The 17,381-nt window shown below is 68.2% G+C and carries 14 protein-coding genes and 1 tRNA gene; 11 read left to right on the forward strand and 4 right to left on the reverse strand.

All coding sequences use genetic code 11. From position 1 onward, the window contains the following. The first annotated feature begins 75 nt into the window (after positions 1-75). A complete protein-coding gene (locus tag ACFFJD_RS03385) occupies positions 76-1,866 on the forward strand; it encodes an HNH endonuclease signature motif containing protein (protein ID WP_382360918.1) in 1,791 nt (596 codons plus the stop codon). A 23-nt stretch (positions 1,867-1,889) separates the two neighbouring features. On the opposite strand, the gene ACFFJD_RS03390 is transcribed toward ACFFJD_RS03385, so the two are convergent. Next, positions 1,890-1,961, reverse strand: a tRNA-Val gene (locus ACFFJD_RS03390). A gap of 161 nt (positions 1,962-2,122) precedes the next feature. On the opposite strand from ACFFJD_RS03390, the gene ACFFJD_RS03395 reads away from it, so the two are divergent. The 3 genes from ACFFJD_RS03395 to ACFFJD_RS03405 all read left to right on the forward strand — a co-directional run bounded on the left by ACFFJD_RS03395 (position 2,123) and on the right by ACFFJD_RS03405 (position 6,438). Further along, entirely contained in the window at positions 2,123-2,935 is an 813-nt protein-coding gene (locus ACFFJD_RS03395) for a maleylpyruvate isomerase family mycothiol-dependent enzyme (RefSeq protein ID WP_382360921.1), read from the forward strand. A 95-nt stretch (positions 2,936-3,030) separates the two neighbouring features. Next, positions 3,031-3,921, forward strand: coding sequence for an SGNH/GDSL hydrolase family protein (locus tag ACFFJD_RS03400; RefSeq protein ID WP_382360924.1), 891 nt, complete (start codon positions 3,031-3,033; stop codon positions 3,919-3,921). A gap of 204 nt (positions 3,922-4,125) precedes the next feature. Next, positions 4,126-6,438 carry an acyltransferase family protein gene (locus ACFFJD_RS03405; RefSeq protein ID WP_382360927.1) on the forward strand — a complete coding sequence of 771 codons (2,313 nt, stop codon included), beginning with the start codon at positions 4,126-4,128 and terminating at the stop codon, positions 6,436-6,438. A 7-nt stretch (positions 6,439-6,445) separates the two neighbouring features. Here the strand turns inward: ACFFJD_RS03405 and ACFFJD_RS03410 are convergent, their stop codons facing one another. From ACFFJD_RS03410 to ACFFJD_RS03420, 3 genes are all read right to left on the reverse strand, one after another. Next, positions 6,446-6,922: a peroxiredoxin gene (locus ACFFJD_RS03410; RefSeq protein WP_382360930.1), complete on the reverse strand. Its 477-nt coding sequence runs from the start codon at positions 6,920-6,922 to the stop codon at positions 6,446-6,448. Further along, the gene (locus tag ACFFJD_RS03415; protein ID WP_382360933.1) at positions 6,922-7,335 is read right to left on the reverse strand and encodes a DUF3052 domain-containing protein; all 414 of its coding nucleotides are present in this window, start codon (positions 7,333-7,335) and stop codon (positions 6,922-6,924) included. The genes ACFFJD_RS03410 and ACFFJD_RS03415 overlap by 1 nt, the downstream gene beginning before the upstream one ends. A 156-nt stretch (positions 7,336-7,491) precedes the next feature. Further along, positions 7,492-7,995: an Rv2240c family protein gene (locus tag ACFFJD_RS03420; RefSeq protein ID WP_382360936.1), complete on the reverse strand. Its 504-nt coding sequence runs from the start codon at positions 7,993-7,995 to the stop codon at positions 7,492-7,494. A 279-nt stretch (positions 7,996-8,274) separates the two neighbouring features. On the opposite strand from ACFFJD_RS03420, the gene aceE reads away from it, so the two are divergent. The 7 genes from aceE to ACFFJD_RS03455 all read left to right on the forward strand — a co-directional run bounded on the left by aceE (position 8,275) and on the right by ACFFJD_RS03455 (position 17,363). Further along, positions 8,275-11,049, forward strand: a complete 2,775-nt coding sequence (gene aceE / locus ACFFJD_RS03425; RefSeq protein ID WP_382360939.1) for a pyruvate dehydrogenase (acetyl-transferring), homodimeric type — start codon at positions 8,275-8,277, stop codon at positions 11,047-11,049. Positions 11,050-11,112: 63 nt separating this feature from the next. Beyond that, positions 11,113-12,342, forward strand: a complete 1,230-nt coding sequence (locus tag ACFFJD_RS03430; RefSeq protein WP_345313980.1) for a PucR family transcriptional regulator — start codon at positions 11,113-11,115, stop codon at positions 12,340-12,342. A gap of 205 nt (positions 12,343-12,547) precedes the next feature. Beyond that, positions 12,548-13,459 (forward strand): ACP S-malonyltransferase, encoded by a 912-nt coding sequence (locus ACFFJD_RS03435; RefSeq protein WP_382360942.1) that lies wholly within the window; start codon positions 12,548-12,550, stop codon positions 13,457-13,459. A 113-nt stretch (positions 13,460-13,572) separates the two neighbouring features. Continuing rightward, entirely contained in the window at positions 13,573-13,878 is a 306-nt protein-coding gene (gene acpM, locus ACFFJD_RS03440; protein ID WP_345313928.1) for a meromycolate extension acyl carrier protein AcpM, read from the forward strand. Then, positions 13,878-15,146 (forward strand): KasA/KasB family beta-ketoacyl-ACP synthase, encoded by a 1,269-nt coding sequence (locus ACFFJD_RS03445; RefSeq protein WP_345313929.1) that lies wholly within the window; start codon positions 13,878-13,880, stop codon positions 15,144-15,146. The genes acpM and ACFFJD_RS03445 overlap by 1 nt, the downstream gene beginning before the upstream one ends. A 28-nt stretch (positions 15,147-15,174) precedes the next feature. Continuing rightward, positions 15,175-16,626 (forward strand): acyl-CoA carboxylase subunit beta, encoded by a 1,452-nt coding sequence (locus tag ACFFJD_RS03450; protein WP_382360946.1) that lies wholly within the window; start codon positions 15,175-15,177, stop codon positions 16,624-16,626. Positions 16,627-16,844: 218 nt separating this feature from the next. After that, positions 16,845-17,363 carry a DUF3145 domain-containing protein gene (locus ACFFJD_RS03455; RefSeq protein ID WP_382360949.1) on the forward strand — a complete coding sequence of 173 codons (519 nt, stop codon included), beginning with the start codon at positions 16,845-16,847 and terminating at the stop codon, positions 17,361-17,363. The last annotated feature ends 18 nt before the right edge of the window (positions 17,364-17,381 follow it).

Genomic DNA, 17,381 nt, shown 5'->3' on the forward strand with positions numbered 1-17,381 from the left:
GGTCGGGCATACCATGGGAGTAGAACACCAGAACTAGTCAAAGGTGTGCTGACTCGCTTGGGGAGGTGAGTAGCCATGGCGCAGAGAACCGCTTCGAGGTGGCCCGACGCCGACCTGACCAGTTGCGGCCTCCCCACCCCCGGCACCGACCTCGCGAGCCTGCCGACTTCGCGTGTGGTCGGCGCGATCGCCGCGACCAAGAACGGGCACTGCTTCCTCGACTGGCAGCTCTTTCAGTTCGCGCTGTCGATGCATTCCCGCGTCCGCGCCTCCAGCACCAATGTGGCGGCGACCCAGAAGTCGATCCTGGATCTGGAAGCCCAGACCACGCTCGAGCTACAGATGAGCCTGGAAAGCACCGAGTACGCCGCTCGCGTCCTACTCCTCGACGCCCTCGACGCCCGAGATCGGCTCCCGCGCGTGTACGCGACCATGCGCCTGGGCCTGATCGACCGCGACCGCTTCCACCGCATCGCCCATGAAACCCGCATCGTCTTCGACGAAGCCATCATGAGAAAGATCGACGCCCTGATCGCCGCGGAAATCGTGGGCGCCCAACACGGCTACACCTGCATCTCGGTCACCAAGACCGGTGCAATGGCCCGCCGCCATGTCGCCGAACAGGATCCCGATGCCGTGCGCCGCGAACGCGAGGGCGCCAAGGACGGCCGCAGCCTCGGCCACCAGAACCTCGAAGCCGGCATGGCACAACTGTTCCTCACCGCCACCGCCGAAGACGTCCGCCTCGCACGACAGATGCTCGACGCGGTCATCGCCGGCCGCTGCCCCGACGACCCCCGCACCAAAACTCAAGCCCGCTCCGATGCAGCGATCGCGCTGCTGCAGCGCAAACCGTTCACCTGCGAATGCGACAGCGACGGCTGCACCGCGGCGATCAGCGACGTCGAACTCGACGCCCGCGCGGCCCGCATCGTGGTGCACGTCCTGTGCGATGCCACGACGCTGGAAGGCGGCGACAAGTGCGGCTATCTCGACGGCCACGGCCCGATCTCCGCTGAGCACGTTCGGGAGATCGCCGCCCGCGGTGATGCCGTGATTCACCAGCACCGCCTCGACGACCTGCTCGAACCCAACCCCGCGAGTGCCTCCGGCGCGCAGGAGCGTCCCGATGAGGCTGCGCTGCATCGACGAGCGCCCCGCTCCGAAACCCCGGACGAGCGCCGGGGCGATGGCCCACGGCCCGAGGTCGGAACCGGCGACGAACCCGCCGCGGTGATCGCGAAAACGTCGTTGCCGAGCGATCCGTATCGCCCGAATCTGCTGACCGACCTCATCGCGCGGTTCCTGTGGGGCACCTGCTCCATACCGGGCTGCGAACGAGCAGCCTTCGCCTGCGATCTCGACCATGTGGCCGAGTACGACAACGTCCGTCCGGACCTCGGCGGCCCCACTTGCGTTTGCAATCTGCTTCCCAAGTGCCGTTATCACCACCTGGTGAAAACAAATCTGGAGGGCTTCGTCGACGACTTGTGGATCGACTCGAATGGTCGCTATCACTCCAGCGTCACCACCCCGATGGGACAGACAGTGGAGGTGCTCGCACCCAACCAGTGGCTGATCCCGCGACTGGCCGACCTGCGCTGCACCCACCAACTCGCCGGCCAACATGCGACCGGGACCGCCAGCGGCACCGTCGAAGACGGCCCGCAACGAACCCGCACCCGCACCGCGGCCAAGCACGCCCGACGGCGCGCGGAACGCAAGGCGAACCGCGCGCGCCGATTGACCGAGCAGCCTGAGCCGATCCCAGAACCGGAACCCGTCAGCGAAGAACTCTTCAGCGAAGAACTCTTCAGCGAAGAACTCTTCAGCGAAGAATTCGACTACGACGAGCCACCGTTCTAAGTGGGCCGCACTCACACTTCAGGTGCGCGCAGTAGGGATCGAACCTACGACCGCTGGTGTGTAAAACCAGTGCTCTACCGCTGAGCTATACGCGCGCGTCGTCGTCGATCACACCGGCGACAGAGGTGAAGATACCGGCCGACGAGGCGGGCGCCCAAACCGGCCCGCGGATGCCTTGGCACGCCGGGCGATAATCCCCTCGTTCCGAGCGGCGGAGGGTTAGCGTTGAGTCCCGAGTACGCAGAGGAGGCCTCCCATGGTCACTTTCGTTCCCCGCAAGCCCGTTATCGATGCGTTGCGCGATGAATGGGCCACTCTCGACGCGCTGGTGTCCGGTTTCGACGACGACGAATGGGCAGCTCCGTCGATCCTGCCCGGCTGGAGCGTCGCCGACATCATCGCGCACATCACCGGCACCGAATGGTCGCTCACCGGCCGCGAGGTGGAGGCCAGCCGAGATGTGAGCGCGCTGGCCCACGTTCGCAATCCGATCGGCGAGCTCAACGAGCGCTGGCTCGACTACTACCGCCTCCGGACCCGCGATGAACTCATGGACGACTTCCGCAGCGTCACCGACCAGCGACTGAACATGCTGGCGGGCATGCCCGAACAGCAATGGGACGCCGAGGGCTTCACCCCCGCCGGCCCGGACTCCTACGGCCGGTTCATGCGCATTCGCGTGTTCGACAGCTGGATTCACGAGGTCGACATCCGCGATTCGCTCGGCCTCGGCACACCCACCGACATCCTGCCTGCCACTTCGGCCCGCAAGGAGATGGTCGCAACGCTGCCGTTCCTGATCGGGAAGAAGGCTGCGGCACCCGCCGGCTCGGCGGTCACCATCGACTTCACCGGTGTCGCCCCGCGACCGGTGCACGTCGTCGTGTCCGAGCGCGCCACGGTGGTGCCCGAGCTCGACGGCCCCGCCGACGTGACCCTGCAGGTGGATCTGGTCGAGTACGCCCGACTCATCGGCGGCCGGACCACGGCCGACCCGTCGACCGTGCGGATCGACGGGGACACCGACCTGGGCGAGCGGATCGTCGCGAACCTGCACTATCTGATCTGATCGAACCGGCTCGACCCGACCGAGCCGCATTGTGACCGATCCGTGGCCGTTCCCGGTTGCCCGCAGTGTTACCAGTGGGGTGCAATAGAACCACTGTGACTACTGAGACGAAACGGATTCGTATGTTCCGCCGCCCCGACCGCACCCGCCGGGCGGCCGCCGTCTTGGCCGGCGTCACCGTCGCCGCCACCGCCGCAGCGCTCGCTCCGACACCGGCCCAGGCCGACCCGGTGAGCGACCTGATGGGGGTGGCCGGCCAGATCCTGCGGGAGCTCCCGGGCACGTCGAATCTGTCGAGCGACCTGCCGTCACTGTTCACCCTGCTGATCCCGGGCGGCCCGGAACAGTCCACGCCCAGCGACCAACGGCGCACCTCGTGCCGCCAGGTGATCCACATCGGCGACTCCACCTCCGTCGGCATCGACGACGCCGGCAAGTTCACCGACCCCGCCGACCGACTCAGCGCACAGTACGAGCGGGTCGGCGCCGACAGCACCGTCCTCAACGCCTCCGGCGGGCGCTCGATCGTCGAGAGGGTCGACGGCCAGCCCAACGCGATCGACGCCATCGCCACCGAACGCGAACGCGGCCGCCGCGGCTGCTGGGTGATCGCGATGGGTGTCAACGACGCCGCCAACATCGGCGTCGGCTCCACCGTCGCCGCCGACGAACGCATCGACCGGGTGATGGCGGCTGTCGACGGCCAGCAGGTGCTGTGGCCGACCGTCGCCACCCGCGGGGCCACCGTGCGCGGCTACGACGAAGCCAACATGGATTCGTTCAACACCGCGCTGCGCCGTGCCGCTGCCCGGTACCCGAACCTGCGCGTCTACGACTTCGCGGCCGAGGCGCAGCCGGGCTGGTTCAGCGACGACGGCATCCACTACAACGCCACCGGCACCTCGCAGCGGAACCGGCTGTTCGCCACCGCCCTGGCGACCGCCTTCCCCGCCCTAACCGGGACACCGCGCACCGTCGCCCGGTGACAACCGACGCGCAGCGTACGCCGCTGTGAGCACCATCACCCGACAATTGCCGGAGATACGCGTAGGTTAATCCGTTTGCCCGACGGGACCGGTACGGAATTACCCGTATTATGAACGGCTGCGGCACGGGTATCACCCCGCGTTGTTCGGTTGACTGGGCCGCGTGAACCTTGTCGACGACGACGCCAGGAGCGCACCAGCCACATGCCCCGCCCGATTCACAATTCTGCGAGCTACCTACCCGCCCTGGACGGTCTCCGCGCGCTCGCCGTCGTCTTCGTGGTGCTCTATCACCTCGACGTGCCCGGCTTCAGCGGCGGCCTACTCGGCGTGGGCATGTTCTTCACGCTGTCGGGCTTTCTCATCACGTCGCTGCTGATCTCCTCGCATGAGAAGACCGGCGGCCTGGGCCTGCGCACCTTCTGGATCCGGCGATTCCGTCGCCTCGTCCCCGCGGTGGTTCTGGTCTTGGCGGCCACGCTGATCACCGCCGCCATCGCCGTCCCCGACAAGTTCACCGGCTACCTGTGGGAGTCGCTGACCGCGCTGTTCTACGTCAACAACTGGTATACGATCGCCTCGAGCACCTCGTATTTCGACCGGTTCGGCGGTCCCAGTCCCCTCGGCCACCTGTGGTCGCTGTCCATCGAGGAGCAGTTCTACCTGCTGTGGCCGCTGATCCTGGCCGGGCTGTACCTGGTGATCAAGCGTCGCCTCGGCATCACCCTGGTCATCGTCGGCATGGCACTGGCCTCGTTCTATCTGCTGTACGACCTCGCCTCCCCGGCCTTCGACAACACCCGCGCCTACGAGGGCACCGACACCCGGGCCGGCGGGCTCCTGCTGGGCGCCGCACTGGCCTTCTGGTGGCCGGCCCGCAAACACCGCGTCACCCACACGCAGCGCTGCTGGCTCGACGTGGCCGGCCTGGCCGGCGTCGCCGCCATCGTCTACCTGGTGGTCACCACCAACGACAATTCGATGAGCCTGTACTCGTGGGGACTGCTCGTCCTCACGCTGGCGACCATGGGGATCCTGGCCGCCGCCGTCGCACCGCAGACGCTGGTGGCCAGCATCCTCAGCCTCGCGCCGCTGCGCTGGATCGGCGAACGCTCGTACGGGCTCTACCTGTGGCACATGCCCGTGGTGGCGTTCCTGCCGCTGGCGGTGCGCACCGACTCGCCGTGGTTCAGCGCCCTGCTGGTCATCGCCGTCACCACCCTGCTGGCGTCGCTGTCGTGGCGCTACGTGGAGGATCCGATCCGCCGATACGGCTTCGTCAACGCCCTCACCGGTCGCCATGACACACCCGAGCCGGCCCCGCCCGCCGCCGTTGCCGCGGACCCCGAGCCCGAGTCAGTCCCCGCGACGGGCTGGGACGCCGCCGCACCGCTCGAGCCGCGGCCGATCGTCGAGCACCCGGTCGACCTGTCGGCAGTCCTGGGCCGCACCGACACCGACGACAAGGCCGCCGCCTCCCCCTCGCTGGCGATGTGGGTGCTCAACTACCCGGACGACGAGCAGCCGCACGACGAGCAGCCGGACGACGAGCAGCCGGACGGCGAACAGACAGGCGAGGATCAGCTCGGGGACGACCCGGCGCCCGACGAGCGACTCGTCGTCCTCATCCCCGACACCCGGGCCCGGCGGCGAACCCGACGCGGCTGGCGCTCGGTCGGCGCGGTCGCGGGCATCGTGTCGCTGGCCGTGGTCATGCTGGTCGGCGCCAACCTGCTGAACCCCGACATGGCGATGGTGCGCGCGTTCACCACGTCGGCCATCGACGACGAGGCCGCCGACCCCACCGCCGCGCCCACCACCGAACCGGTCGGGCCCACACTGCCCGCCGCGCAGCGACGCACCCGCTGCACCGAGGTGATCCACGTCGGCGACTCGACGTCCATCGGCATGGAGGATCCCGGCATGCAGCCCGACCCGGCGCTGCGGATCGGCGCCCAGTACCAGCGCGTCGGGGCCGCCACCTACCACTCCGACATCGCCGGAGGCCGGTCCAGCCTGGAACGACTCGACGGGGAACCGAATGCCGTGGAGTCCATCGAATCCGACTTGGCGCGCGGTTGGAAGGGCTGCTGGGTGATGGCCAAGGGCATCAACGACACCGCCAACGTCGAGGTGGGCGGACCCGGTCCGGTGGACATGCGCATCGACCGGCTCATGGCTCCGCTCAAGGATCAGCCCGTGCTGTGGCCCACCATCTCGACCAACCGTCTCAACGAGAACCCCGCCTACAACAACCGAGCCATGCAGCGCTTCAACCGCGCCCTGATCCGGGCTTGCAAGCGGTACCCCAATCTGCGCGTGTACGACCTGTCCGGCGAGGTGGACGATTCCTGGTTCCTCGACGGCGTGCACTTCACGCCGGAGGGCAATGCAGCCCGCGCGAACAAGCTGGCGACGGCGCTGGCCACCCTCTATCCGGCCGACGACCTGGCGCCGCAGAGCTGCGTCCTGCGGTCGGTGGACGCCGTGGAGCCGCCGGCCGGCGAGCAGAAGTAGGAGCGCGTCAGGAGTCGGGCGTGAGCGCGGCCAAGGCCGCCGCCCAAGTCTCCTCGGTGCGTGCTTCGCCGGGGCCGACCATCGCCGAGAAGACGACGGTGCCGTCGGCGTCGACGACGAAGGTGCCACGGTTCGGAATGCCGCGCTCGGCGTCGAACACCCCGTATTCGGCGGCCACACCGCCGTGCGGCCAGAAGTCCGCGAGGATCGGGAACAGGAAGCCCTGCGCCGACGACCACACCTTGTGCGTGGGCGGCGGGCCCACCGAGAGGCCGACGATGCTCAGGCCGGCGGCCTCGAACTGCGGCAGGTTGTCGCGCAGGTAGCCCAGTTCGCCTTCGCAGGTGCCGGTGAAGGCGAGCGGGAAGAAGACCAGCAGCACCGGGCCCTGGGCGCGCAACGCGGCCAGGCCCACTTCCTGGTTGTTCTGGTCACGCAGCACGAAGTCGGGCGCGAGGGCACCGACCGGGATCGGGGCGGTCATCAGCGCTTGCCGCGCGGACGCGATTCCAACCGGGAACCGGACCACTCACCCAGGTTGATCACCTTGGTCTGGCTGAGGCCTGCGGTCGGCGCCGCCTCGGCGATCTCGGTCGGGTCGACATAGCCGTCCTGGCCGGTCTTGGGCGAGACCACCCAGATGAAGCCGCCTTCGGCCAGCGGCCCGATCGCATCGACCAGGGCGTCGACGAGATCGCCGTCACCGTCGCGCCACCAGAGGAGGACTGCGTCCATCACATCGATAGCGTCTTCGTCGAGCATCTCGTCGTCGATCACGTCTTCGATCGCGATCCGCAGCTCGTCGTCGGTGTCCTCATCCCAGCCGAGCTCTTGGATCACCATCCCCTTGACGAATCCGAGCTTGCTGGCGTTGCCGCCGTCTGTGGTGGCTACCACCGGTTGTGACCTCCTCGTTCCAGTTCGACGGGCTCGTCGCGACGAGCACCCCCCGAAATCGTTGTTCGACTATCGAAGCTAAGCGTAGAGGGTCGATCGGCGCGACGAACAGGCCTTACCCGCAATCGGTCACTTCACCGACCTGCGGACGACGATTCAGTTGACGCCGGTGGGCAGGAATTCACCGCAGGCATCGAGCAATTCGGTGCGCCGCGCGCCCCAATCGTCCATCGCTTTGTTCAGCGCCAGCTTGTGCCTTTGCCCGATCTGCTCGGACAGTTGCTCGGTCGCGGTCAGGAAATCGTGCGCCCTGGCGGCGAGGTCGTCCGGCACGTCCGGGGTCAACGCCTGGCGGATCAGATCGGCGCCGGTGTCGAGCGTGTCGCGGGCGTATCGGTCCTCGGTGTCGATCCGCCGGTAGTCGTGCGTCTGGTTCAACCGGGCGACGAAAGCGTTGTAGTCGCGCACCATCACCGCCGCCGAGGTGATCGACTGCCGGCACACGCCGACGGCCGCATCGATCTCCGTGCGCGATTCGGTGGTCACCGTCGTGACGCTCACCGACGGACCGTCCGGCGCGGCCCGCTCACCGCCGCAGGCGGCCACCGCTGTCACGGTCAGCAACGCCAGCAGCGCCCCGCCGAGCATCCGAGCACGCACGTGCCCACTCCTCCCCAAGCCGCGACCCCCGTCGCACATACCGCACGACGACGGCTTGCTCCCCGCCGAACGCTACTCCGGACCACCGGGACTGTCCGGACATCCGCGCATGAGTGACTGGACACATCCGCTGCCGTCGCCTGTGACATGGTGCACGATGGAGAGTGCGGCGTGCTTCACGAACGGGTACGCCGCGCCGGCCGCACCACCCCTTCGCGGCCGCACCACCACCGGCCTCGCCGACCCCCGCGAGGCCGCGCGATGAGAGACAGGTGACACGTGACTGATCAGGCCGACGTCAACGCAGGGCCTCCGACGAGTTCCAATCGAGTTCAGGTGATTCGCGACGGAGTCGCGTCCTATCTGGCCGATTCCGACCCGGGCGAGACCGACGAGTGGCTGGAGTCGTTCGACGCCATGCTCGACGCGGCCGGCCCTGAGCGAGCGCGCTACCTGATGCTGCGCATGCTCGAGCGCGCCGATGACAAGCGCGTGCAGTTGCCGTCGCTCACCTCCACCGACTACGTCAACACCATCCCCACCGACCTGGAGCCGCAGTTCCCCGGCGACGAGGACATGGAACGCCGCTTCCGCTCGTACATCCGGTGGAACGCCGCGATCATGGTGCACCGCGCCCAGCGACCCGGAATCGGCGTCGGCGGCCACATCTCCACCTACGCGTCCTCGGCTTCGCTGTACGAGGTCGGCTTCAACCACTTCTTCCGGGGCCTCGACCACCCCGGCGGCGGCGACCAGATCTTCATTCAGGGTCACGCCTCCCCCGGCATCTACGCCCGCGCCTTCCTCGAGGGCCGGATCGACGAGAACCGCATGGACGGCTTCCGTCAGGAGCACAGCCACGCCGGCCTCGGCGGCGGCCTGCCGTCGTACCCGCATCCGCGGCTGATGCCGGAGTTCTGGCAGTTCCCCACCGTCTCCATGGGCCTGGGCCCGATGAACGCGATCTACCAGGCACGGTTCAACAAGTACCTGCACGACAACGGCATCAAGGACACCTCGCAGCAGCACGTGTGGGCGTTCCTGGGCGACGGCGAGATGGACGAGCCCGAATCGCGGGGCCTCGCGCAGATCGCCACCATCAACCATCTGGACAATCTGACGTTCGTGGTGAACTGCAACCTGCAGCGACTGGACGGGCCGGTGCGCGGCAACGGCAAGATCATTCAGGAGCTGGAGTCGTTCTTCCGCGGCGCCGGCTGGAACGTCATCAAGGTGGTGTGGGGCCGCGAGTGGGATGAGCTGCTGCACGCCGACCAGGACGGCGCCCTGGTGAACCTGATGAACAAGACGCCCGACGGCGACTACCAGACCTACCGCGCCAACGACGGCGGCTTCATCCGCGAACACTTCTTCGGCCGCGACCCGCGCACCAAGGAACTGGTCGCCGACATGACCGACCAGGACATCTGGAACCTCAAGCGCGGCGGCCACGACTACCGCAAGATCTACGCGGCCTATCAGGCGGCGCTCGCGCACAAGGGCCAGCCGACGGTCATCCTCGCCCACACCATCAAGGGCTACACGCTCGGTGAGCACTTCGAGGGCCGCAACGCGACCCACCAGATGAAGAAGATGACGCTCGACGACCTCAAGGCCTTCCGCGACACCACGCACGTGCCGATCACCGACGCACAGCTGGAGGCGGATCCGGCGATGCCGCCGTACTACCACCCCGGCATGGCCTCCCCGGAGGTCGAATACATGCTGAGCCGACGCAACGACCTCGGCGGTTTCCTGCCACGACGGCACTTCACGCCCAAGCCGCTGGCGCCGGACACCTCCGCCGCGATCAAGGCGGTCTCGGCGGGATCCGGCAAGCAACAGATCGCGACCACGATGGCGCTGGTGCGCGTGTTCCGTGAATTGTTGCGCGACAAGGAGATCGGCAAGCGCATCGTGCCGATCATCCCCGACGAGGCCCGTACCTTCGGCATGGACTCGTGGTTCCCGACGCTGAAGATCTACAACCCGTCCGGGCAGATGTACACCTCGGTCGACGCCGAACTCATGCTGGCCTACAAGGAGGACAGCTCGGGACGGATCCTGCACGAGGGCATCAGCGAGGCCGGTTCGGCGGCCAGCTTCACCGCGGTCGGGACGTCGTACGCCACGCACGGCGAGCCGATGATCCCGCTGTACATCTTCTATTCGATGTTCGGCTTCCAGCGCACCGGCGACAGCTTCTGGGCGGCCGCCGACCAGATGACGCACGGTTTCGTCATCGGCGCCACCGCGGGCCGCACCACCCTCACCGGTGAGGGACTGCAGCACGCCGACGGGCATTCGCACCTGCTGGCCGCCACCAACCCCGGCGTCGTGTCCTACGATCCGGCGTTCGCCTACGAGTTGGCGCACATCGTCGACTCCGGGCTCCGGCGGATGTACGGCCCGGATCCGGAGAACGTGTTCTTCTACGTCACCGTGTACAACGAACCGATTCATCAGCCCGCTCAGCCCGCGCACGTGGAGGTGGCCTCGCTGATCAAGGGCGGCTACCTCTACCGCCCGGCCCCGGAACCCAAGCAGCATCGGGCGGCCATCCTGGTCTCCGGCGTCACGATGGGCGACGGGCTGGCCGCGCAGGACCTGCTGGCCGCCGACTGGAACGTGGCCGCCGACGTCTACTCGGTGACCTCGTGGACCGAGCTGGCCCGCGACGGCATCGAGTGCGACCGGGAAGAGCTGCGCGAGAGCACCATCCGCCAGCCCTTCGTCACCGGCCTGCTCGCGCAGAGCTCGGGACCGTTCGTCGCGGCCTCGGACTACATGCGCGGCGTCCCCGAGCAGATTCGCGCCTACGTCCCCGGCACCTACCTGACGCTGGGCACCGACGGCTTCGGCTTCTCCGACACCCGCTCGGCGGCCCGGCGCGTGTTCAACGTCGATGCCGCCTCGATCGCGGTGGCGGTGCTCGTCGGTTTGGCGCGGGACGGCAAGATCGACCGGTCCGTCGCCGCCGCTGCCGCCGCCAAGTATCAGATCACCGAGGTCAGTGCCGCGCCGAAGAGCACCGCCGACCCCGGCCTGGCATAGATTGGAGGGGTGCCTGACGTCGCCGAACCGGAACGCCCCGGAAGTCCGGAGCACCCGGAGAACATCGTGAGCGTGTTTCAGACGCACGTGCCGACTCGACCGTCGGTCCACGACGCGCTCCCCGACACGCTGCTGCGACGAGTGAAGCAGTACAGCGGCCGCCTCTCCAACGAGGCGGTCGCCTCGATGTCCGATCAACTCCCCTATTTCGGTGATCTCGACGCATCCCAGCGCGCCAGTGTCCAGCTGGTGGTCCAGACGGCGGTGGTGAACTTCGTCGACTGGATCCAGGATCCCGAAGGCAACATCAAGTTCACCGTGCAGGCCTTCCAGGTGGTCCCGCAGGACCTGGCGCGTCGCATCACACTGTTGCAGACGGTGGAGATGGTGCGCGTCGCGATGGAGTTCTTCGAGAAGTGGCTCCCGCTGCTGGCCCGCGACGACGCGCAGCTGCGCGCACTGACCGAGGCGGTGCTGCGATACGGCCGCGAGATCGGCTTCGCCGCGGCCGCCATCTACGCCACCGCCGCCGAGTCCCGGGGCGCCTGGGATTCGCGATTGGAGGCGCTCGTGGTCGACGGCGTGGTCCGCGGCGACACCGGGCCACAGTTGATGTCGCGCGCCGCCGCGCTCAACTGGGATTCGGCGGCGCCGGCGACGGTGATCGTCGGCTCGCCGCCGCCGGAACAGAACGTCTCGGTACCGCTGGCGATCCACAACACCGCCAAGCAGTACGACCGCGCGGCGCTGTCGGTGGTGCAGGGACGACGACTGGTCACCATCGTCAGCGGCACCATCAACCCCACCGAGCGCTTCCTTAGCGACCTGCTGGAGCACTTCGCCGACGCCCCGGTGGTGATCGGCCCGACGATGCCCAACCTCGCGACGTCACCGGCCAGCGCCACCGAGGCGATCGCCGGAATCGAGGCCATCGTCGGCTGGCCGAGTGCGCCGCGTCCCACCTACAGCTCCGATCTGCTTCCCGAACGCGCCCTCAACGGCGACCGCAGCGCCGTGCGGACGATGACCGACACCCTGGTGCTGCCCCTCGCCGATCCGGCGGGGACCTTGGCGACCACTCTCGCGGCCTTTCTGGACGCCGGCGGCTCCATCGAATCGGCGGCCCGCACGTTGTACGTTCATCCAAATACCGTTCGGTACCGTCTGAAAAAGATCGCCGACGCCACCGGTCGTGACCCAAGTCACCCGCGCGATGCCTACGTCCTGCGTGTCGCGGCCACCGTCGGTCGATTGACACGATTCGGCGACGAATCGGAACCTCAGGCCACTTGAGTAACACCGGCCCCGAGTGACGGCCCCATACGTGCAGGCAGAAGCAATCTTGCAACTTTTGTGTAACGGATCTCGACACGACAACGATGGGGCCAAGGCCCGGGGGTCGCTCGTCACCCCTTTGTAGGAAACCTACAAAAACACGCCCAAAGGTTGGGACCGCTCAACCCCACGGAGAGGCACCCAAAAGGTGTTCTCTGGTCACGTGCTCTCGTTGCTTGCGCCCGGACAGGGTTCTCAGACTCCCGGCATGTTCACCGAATGGTTGAGCGTGCCCGGAACCACCGACCGCGTCACCGCGTGGTCCGACGCCATCGGCCTGGACCTGGTCCGCCTCGGCACCTCGGCCACCGCCGAGGAGATCACCGACACCGCGATCACGCAGCCACTCGTCGTGGCCTCCGCACTGCTGTCCTACGGACTGCTCCGCGAGAAGTACGGCGACCTGCCCGCCGACACCGTCGTGGCCGGCCATTCGGTCGGCGAGCTCGCCGCGGCCGCCATCGCCGGGGTCATCACCGACGACGAAGCGGTCCGCCTCGCCGCGATCCGCGGCGCCGAGATGGCCGAGGCCTGCGCGCTGGTGCCCACCACCATGGCCGCGGTGCTCGGCGGCGACGAAGCCCAGGTGCTCGCCAAGCTCGAGCAGTACGAGCTGATCCCCGCCAATCGCAACGCCACCGGCCAGATCGTGGCCGCCGGCGCCGTGGAGAACATCGACAAACTGATCGAGGACGCCCCGGAGAAGGCCCGCATCCGCAAGCTCGCGGTCGCCGGCGCCTTCCACACCGCGTTCATGGCCCCCGCGCAGGAGGCCGTGGCCGCCGCCGCGGCGACCATCACCCCGCGCGACCCGTCGCTGACCCTGCTGTCCAACGCCGACGGCGCGCCGGTCGCCTCCGGCGCCGACGCGCTGAGCAAGCTCGTCACCCAGGTCACCAGTCCGGTGCGGTGGGACTTGTGCACGGCGGCCATGCGCGAGGCCGGCACCGACGCCATCGTCGAGCTGCTCCCGGGCGGCACGCTGGTCGGAATCGCCAAGCGCGAACTCAAGGGCGTGCCCTCGCGCGCCGTCAAGGTCCCCGCAGATCTGGAGGACCTCCCAGGACTTGGATAGCGGTCGGCAACCCCGACCCACCCCGGAGAGCCGCACTCGCGGCTCGTCCAATGCGGCGTCTCGTCGCACTCCGGATTACGAATAACGACGCAACCCACACGAAGGAGAGCCCCATGGCTGCAACTCAGGAACAACTCATCTCCGGCATCGCCGAGATCATCGAAGAGGTCACCGGCATCGAGCCGTCGGAAGTGACCATGGAGAAGTCCTTCGTCGACGACCTGGACATCGACTCGCTGTCGATGGTGGAGATCGCCGTGCAGACCGAGGACAAGTACGGCGTGAAGATCCCCGATGAGGATCTGGCCAACCTGCGCACCGTCGGCGACGCGGTCGGTTACATCCAGAAGCTCGAGGCCGAGAACCCCGAGGCCGCTGCCGCGATCGCCGCCCAGATCGAGGCCGACAAGGACAACTGATGACCGAACTGCGTGACTTTTCCACCCGAGGTGGAGAGTTCCCCAGTGTGGTCGTGACCTCGATGGTCGCCACCACCTCCCTGGGTGTCGACCTCGACTCCACTTGGCAGGGGCTCTTGGCCGGCCAGTCCGGTATCCGGGAGCTGACCGACGACTTCGTCACCAAGTACGGTGAGCTTCCCTGCCGCATCGGCGGACGCCTCCTCGAGGATCCGGCGAACGAAGTAACCCGCGTCGAGGCGCGCCGGATGGCGTACGTCGAGCGCATCTCGCACGTGATGAGCAAGCGCCTCTGGGCGCAGGCCGGCACCCCCGAGGTCGATCCCGAGCGGCTCGCCGTCGTGATCGGCACCGGCCAGGGTGGCGGCGACGCCATGATCGACGCGGTCAAGGCGATCGAGTCGTCGGGCAACTACCGCAAGGTCTCGCCGCTGGCGGTGTCGATGGCCATGCCGAACGGCCCCGCGGCCGTGGCGGGCCTCAACATCGGCGCCCGCGCCGGTGTGATCACCCCCGTGTCGGCCTGTTCTTCCGGTGCCGAAGCCATCGCGCATGCGTGGCGGCACATCGTGATGGGCGACGCCGACATGGTGTTGACCGGTGGCGTGGAAGGACACATCGACGCGGTGCCGATCGCAGCGTTCTCGATGATGCGTGCGATGAGTACCCGCAACGACGATCCGGCGGCCGCCTCGCGTCCGTTCGACTCCTCGCGCGACGGCTTCGTCTTCGGTGAAGCCGCCGCCATGCTCATCATCGAGCGTGAGGATCATGCCCGGGCTCGCGGTGCGCACATCCACGCTCGCGTCATGGGCGCAGGCATCACGTCCGACGGTTTCCACTTGGTCGCCCCCGACCCCAGCGGACAGGGCAACACGCGGGCCATGGCTCGCGCGATGCAGACCGCCGGACTGTCCAAGTCGGACATCACCCACGTGAACGCGCATGCGACGTCGACTCCGATCGGCGACACTGCGGAAGCGCTGGGTATTCAGGCGGCCGTGGGCAACCACGCCGCCATCTATGCGCCGAAGTCGGCGCTGGGCCACTCGATCGGCGCCGTCGGCGCCCTGGAAGCGGTCCTGACCATCAAGTCGGTGGAAGAGGGAATCATCCCGCCGACACTGAATCTGGAGACCCTGGATCCCGAATGCGGCGACATCGACGTCGTGCACGGCGAACCGCGCAAGGGGCAGATCGATTACGCCCTGAGCAACTCCTTCGGATTCGGCGGTCACAACGTAGCGCTCGCGTTCGGACGCTACTGACCTTCCAGCCCCTCGCAAGGAGAACGCGATGACCGCTCTGGCTCCCATCCCCGGCCACGAGGAAGCAACCGATCCCCGAGATCCGCTGCTACGTCTGACCCAGTTCTTCGACGAGGGCACCGTCGCGCTCCTGCACCCCCGAGATCGCTCGGGGGTGCAGGCGGCGACCGGCTTGGTCGACGGCGTGCACACCGTCGCCTACTGCACCGACGGCACCGTGATGGGCGGCGCCATGGGCGTGGCGGGCTGCGCGCACATCGTCGCGGCGATCGATACCGCGATCGCCGACCAGGCGCCCGTGGTGGGCATCTGGCATTCCGGCGGCGCACGACTGGCCGAGGGCGTCGAAGCCCTCCACGCGGTCGGTTGCGTCTTCGAGGCCATGGTCCGCGCCTCCGGCGTCGTCCCCCAGATCTCCGTCGTCGTCGGTTTCGCCGCCGGTGGCGCCGCCTACGGGCCCGCGCTCACCGACGTGGTGATCATGGCCCCCGAGGGCCGAGTCTTCGTCACCGGACCGGACGTGGTGCGCAGCGTCACCGGCGAGGACGTCGACATGGAGTCGCTCGGCGGCCCGCACACCCACGGCAAGAAGTCCGGCGTCAGCCACATCACCGCCGCCTCCGAGGCCGACGCCTACTGGCGCGCCCGACGGCTGGTGACCACCTTCGTTCGGCCCGGCATCATCGACCGTGCTCATGCCGAGGCCGGCGACACCGACCTGCAGGCCCTGTTGCCCGCCTCGAATCGGCGCGCCTACGACGTGCGCCCGGTGATCGAGGGCCTGCTCGACACCCAGCTCGATGCGTCCGGCACCGCACGGATCAGCACCTACGAAGAGCTGCAGGCCAAGTGGGCGCCCAACATCTCGGTCGGCTTCGGCCGACTGGCCGGCCACAGCGTCGGCCTCGTCGCCAACAATCCCATCCGCATGGGCGGCTGCCTCAACTCCGAGGCCGCCGAGAAGGCCTCTCGGTTCGTCCGACTCTGCGACGCCTTCGGCATTCCCCTGATCGTGATCACCGACGTTCCCGGGTACCTGCCCGGCGTCGACCAGGAGTGGGGCGGGGTGGTTCGCCGGGGGGCCAAGCTGCTGCACGCCTTCGCCGACTGTTCGGTCCCCCGCGTGACCCTGGTGACGCGCAAGATCTACGGCGGCGCGTACATCGCCATGAATGCGCGGGCGCTGGGCGCCACCGCCGTCTTCGCCTGGCCGGGCTCGGAGGTCGCGGTGATGGGCGCCAAGGCCGCCGTCGGCATCCTGCACAAGAAGACCCTCGCCGCCGCGGCCGATCACGAGCGGGAGGCGCTGCACGATCGTCTCGCCGTCGAACACGAGCAGATCGCCGGCGGGGTAGCGCGCGCCCAGGAGATCGGCGTGGTCGACGAGATCATCGATCCGGCCTCCACCCGCAGCCGGGTGGCCGAGGTGATCGCCGCGACGCCCATTCGGCGCGGACGCCACCGGAACATTCCGCTCTGATCGAGCAGTCCGACAGCAAGTCCCACCTGCCACATATGCAACAGCAGCCACTTCGATACCACTGCCGGCGACACTCCCGTCGCACGACACGCCGGTAATCTCACCCAACCACTGGCGCAACACGTACCACTCAGGGCATAATTCGTATCAACAGTGTGCTATCCGGGCCGACTAGGCGTTGGGGAAGACGTTCCTCGTCGAACCGGAGGTGAAACAACGTGCGCAATCTGAACCAGTTTGCGGATCTGACCAGCGGTGTGGTGTACATCCACGCCGCTCCCGTCGCGCTGTGCCCGCATGTGGAGTGGGCACTGTCGTCGACGCTGAACGCCCGCGCGGACCTCAAGTGGTCCGCCCAGGCCGCCGAAGACGGTCGCATGCGTGCGACCGTCGACTGGGTCGGCCCCGTCGGCACCGGCGCGCGCCTGGCCAACGCCCTGCGGGAGTGGTCCGGTCTGCTGTTCGAGGTCACCGAGAACCCGAGCGAGGGCGTCGACGGCGAACGGTTCGCCTACGCGCCCGGCCTCGGCCTGTGGCGCGGGTCGACCAGCGCCAACGGCGACGTGATCCTCGGCGAGATGCAGTTGCGCTCCATGCTCGACGCCCAGCCGGACAGCTTCGGCCTCGCCGGCGAGCTGGAGTCCGCCCTGGGCACCGCCTGGGACGAAGCCCTGGAGCCGTACCGGATGGGCGGCGTCGGCGCCGAGGTCACCTGGCTGCGCCAGCGCGTCGGATAGGAACGTGCGGCCGGCCCG

The organism is Gordonia phosphorivorans (genome assembly GCF_042432625.1).
GTDB classification, from domain to species: Bacteria; Actinomycetota; Actinomycetes; order Mycobacteriales; family Mycobacteriaceae; genus Gordonia; species Gordonia phosphorivorans.